At 34.0% G+C, this 3,802-nt stretch carries 4 protein-coding genes; 1 reads left to right on the plus strand and 3 read right to left on the minus strand.

From position 1 onward, the window contains the following. Positions 1–309: 309 nt before the first annotated feature. On the minus strand, positions 310–1,218 hold the full coding sequence (locus tag PHN32_07710) for a DUF1566 domain-containing protein (GenBank protein ID MDD3777473.1): 909 nt from the start codon (positions 1,216–1,218) through the stop codon (positions 310–312). Positions 1,219–1,374: 156 nt separating this feature from the next. Between PHN32_07710 and PHN32_07715 the strand changes: the two genes are divergently transcribed. Beyond that, entirely contained in the window at positions 1,375–3,138 is a 1,764-nt protein-coding gene (locus tag PHN32_07715; GenBank protein ID MDD3777474.1) for a DNA mismatch repair protein MutS, read from the plus strand. A gap of 165 nt (positions 3,139–3,303) precedes the next feature. Here the strand turns inward: PHN32_07715 and PHN32_07720 are convergent, their stop codons facing one another. Both PHN32_07720 and PHN32_07725 read right to left on the minus strand, forming a co-directional pair. Further along, positions 3,304–3,600 (minus strand): hypothetical protein, encoded by a 297-nt coding sequence (locus PHN32_07720; protein MDD3777475.1) that lies wholly within the window; start codon positions 3,598–3,600, stop codon positions 3,304–3,306. A gap of 11 nt (positions 3,601–3,611) precedes the next feature. Continuing rightward, on the minus strand, positions 3,612–3,802 hold a 191-nt coding region (locus tag PHN32_07725), incomplete at its 5' end, for a hypothetical protein (protein MDD3777476.1).

Below are 3,802 nucleotides of genomic sequence, written 5' to 3' on the forward strand. Positions count from 1 at the left end.
TCTGTTTAATATCTTTTATTATATTTATATATTTAAATATATATTAATAGTTAAGTCAAGTGTGTGATGTGGAGAATAGGTTTCATAAATGTAAATTATTAAAGGGCTTAACTGGGATACAAGATAAACCTAAATTAAAATTAATTATTAAATCCTAACTTTCTACTTTACTTTAGGATCAGAAAAAATTGTACTACTCTGGATAGAATTAATTCGTGGAAACAAATTGTCGATAAATGCTGTAAGTTTGGGTGGAAATTAATTAAATTAATTGGCTGCAAGATTTAAAACTTAAACATTTTGCCAATTTTAGGGAGTGCAATCTTTTACGGCCCTAAAGGAAAGAGATCCGTACTTACTATCGACCCTTCTTAAAAAAATCCCCCCGTCATAGACCATAATGTATGCCCTTTCTGCACTTTCTTTAGTATTGGTCCAATAATAGATGATTTTTGAATGAGGGTCCCAGAGCGGGGTTTCCTTATCAGGTGTAATATCATAGTTAGCCTCTTTTTTTTCTTGGTCCCATACGCCTCCTGCATTTTTGCCGTGAAACATTTGTGAAGCAACAGCTTCTGAAACTGTAGGCAGTCTCCAGATGCCAACTTTTCTATCCAAGAGTTCCGTGCCTTCCTGGTTTAAATGCAGGCATATCTCTTGAGCCTCATAGTAGCTGGCTGCCTTATCAGGCCAGCCAGGCCCTCTGGGTGCCCATAGCAGGCAAACATTTTCAGTTTCGACTTTGCGCATTCCATAATTACTATCATCTACCCTCTGAGACACCCTTACAGTCCCCAAAATACTGGTAACTGCTAGAATAGCCAGGGGTAGGAGAATAATGGCATAAGCAACCTTTTTAGGTTCAGGTCTTCCCAAGAAAAAAAGTAATCCAATTCCCAATAAAGGAAAAAGGATCATAATCCATAATACGCTAAAGCTGGCACCAAAGAAAAATATGATGGCAGCAATTCCAATAGCAATGCATAAGAAAAGGGATGCTTTGGGGAACCGTATTCCTATAATTCCAATGGCGATAAAAACTATTGTAAATAACCAGTATTGCACCAGCATCACAAAAATGTTTTCCCATAAATTTTTGCTGTACCATCCTTCATGGAAATTTTCTATTCCACCCCAGTAGGCCCAGAGGGAGGCAATTACCATAACAATGGAAACTGCTGCCCATCCCAATATTAATCTTCTTTTATTGTTTATCATAACCTTGGGGCTACTTATTGCACAAACTTATATGCTTCCCTATAGTTTATTTAGCACTTGTAACGTATTATATTATAATGATTTAATATTTACTAAAGTATTGGTTCTAATAAATTAATTTATAAATATATTACTCTGATTTTTAAAGGAAAGTATATGAGGGCCGCCAGATTAAGATTTCTTTTTGAAGGGGTAATGGAGCTGTTGATAATTATGGCATTAGCAGCTGGAATTATACTGGGTTTTAAGGTTAATTATCTCTTCTTTTTAGTAACCGGTTTGGGAATAATCTTTTTTTTAGTATATGTAAAAAATAAAGCAGCCAAGGCTTCCAGGATTAATAAAGAAAATATTGCAGATAGGTGGGGGGCAAAAAGAAATAACGAGGCACCATCCGGGGACGTTAAAAAATTATTTCTTTATTTAAAACAAGAAACAGAAAATAAACAATACCAAATAGATGATACCACCTGGAATGATTTGGATATGGATTTGGTATTCAGACAAGCAAATCACACTATCTCTGTCACTGGTGCCCAGTATTTATACTATCTTCTAAGAAACCCTGTTTTTGACCAAAAGCTGCTGGCAGAAAGGGCGCATATCATAAACAGACTAATGCAAAATGATAAAACTTCCCAATCAATACAATTCCATCTACTTGATATTAGCAATTTGGAGGATGTCTCTTTCAAGATTTTTAATAGGAATTTAAAATATGATAGGAAATTGTCAGTATTGTATAGGATATTAAGCTTAATAATCATTGCCGAAATAATATTAGCTTTTTTTTATCCAACATTGGGGATTACCCTAATTGCTCTATCCGTATTTATAAACTTTATCATCCATAATTATAATAAATACAGGATATTTGAAGAAATATCAGAACTTAAGTATTTTAGGAGATTGATTGGCTGTGCCCAAAAAATAATAAAGGTAGATACCGAAGGCATAGATTTAGGCCAGTCAGAAATAAGGGTAATGGTTAAAAATTTAAGGAAGATATCTAGAAATCTTTCTTTTATAAGTATTGGCACTGGCGTAACTAAGACCGAGATAGAATCTTTCCTCGAGATTATAAATTCAATTTTTCTGATAGAGCCCATAATATTTTTTGCTACCATGGATCTTATTAGTCGGCATCAGGAAGATTTACTTAAACTGCATATGCTAGTAGGGAGGATAGATGCCCTTATAGCCATGGCTTCTTATAAAAAAAGCCTGAACTATTTTTGCTGCCCCAAGCTCAGTCCATATAAAGAGGCCAAAGATATAAGATATTTTTTGCAGGCAGATAACCTTTATCATCCATTACTGAAGAAACCGGTATCTAATTCAGTAAAAATAAAGAAGAGGGGGGTTATCATCACTGGCTCCAATGCCTCCGGAAAATCTACATTCTTAAAAGCTATAGGAATAAATGCTATTTTTGCCCAGAGTGTATTTTTTTCGTTCTCTGAGTCTTATCTCTCTTTTTATTATAAGATTTTTACTTCCATAGGTACTACAGATAATATTGAGGAAGGTGAAAGCTACTTCATGGCTGAGGCCAGGTTATTAAAAAGAATAATTGATGAAGGCAACAGCCAAATTCCAGTACTTTGTATATTGGATGAAATATTTAGGGGTACAAATACTGTGGAAAGAATTAGCTCTGGTTTAGCAGTGCTTAAGTACTTTACTGACAGGAATTTCTGTGTCATTAATGCTACCCATGACCTTGAGCTAGCAAGCCTGGCTAAAAATTTTTGCCAAAATTTTCATTTCAGGGAAGAGATAAAAGAGAAAGACATAATTTTTAGCTATATTTTACACCAGGGGATATGTAAGACTAAAAATGCCATAAAAATATTGAAAAGCATGGATTATCCTGAAGAGATTTATGAAAAAGCAATTAATATTAGTAAAGGATTCTAAATCTTATCTTATCCAAATGGTAATAAATTACAAAACCTTTTTAATTTATTCCTGGCAGGGCAAGGCAATTAAAATGTTTCTGGTTACAAATATCAGTATGGATTAAAGTTATTAGTTCCGGGTATTTTTAAAAAAAGGTAGAAAACTATATCCCGGATATTAACCTTAATTATTTTCTACTATATTTTCAATATAGCTTACTGCATTTCCAACACCATTTTCTTTACTTATAATATCTTTAATTTTTATGGCGTTGTTAATATATTTATCTGTTTCCATTTCCAAAAACCTCTGCCCTAAAGCTTCTACATTTATATCTTTTTCTTTTAGTGGTTTTACACCATAACCCTTTTGGTATAAAAGCTTTGCCCAAAAAGGTTGGTCTGCAGCAAAGGGAATAATCATCTGCGGTTTCCCACTAATTAATGCTGCTGCCATAGTTCCCGCTCCGCCATGATGAATAATCCCTTTTGCTATGGAAACAATAATGTATGTGGTGCAGATTTAATGGCAAAAATTGCTTTTCCCTCTTTTGATTCCAGCATGGACATCAAATCACTTTCTGATTCCTGAAATTCTATGCCTTCTTCCATAATAAAATTTTTAAATGATCTTCCCGTACAAATTACCGCACTATGCCCTTTGTTAATTGCATGTTTGGCTA

The organism is Actinomycetota bacterium (genome assembly GCA_028698215.1).
In the GTDB taxonomy this organism is placed as follows: Bacteria; Actinomycetota; Humimicrobiia; order Humimicrobiales; family Humimicrobiaceae; genus Halolacustris.

What these genes read in the sequence shown, in the direction of transcription:
- PHN32_07710 (MDD3777473.1), bottom strand. Translation starts at nt 1,218, where the DNA reads ATGATAAACAATAAAAGAAGATTAATATTGGGATGGGCAGCAGTTTCC.
- PHN32_07715 (MDD3777474.1), top strand. Translation starts at nt 1,375, where the DNA reads ATGAGGGCCGCCAGATTAAGATTTCTTTTTGAAGGGGTAATGGAGCTG.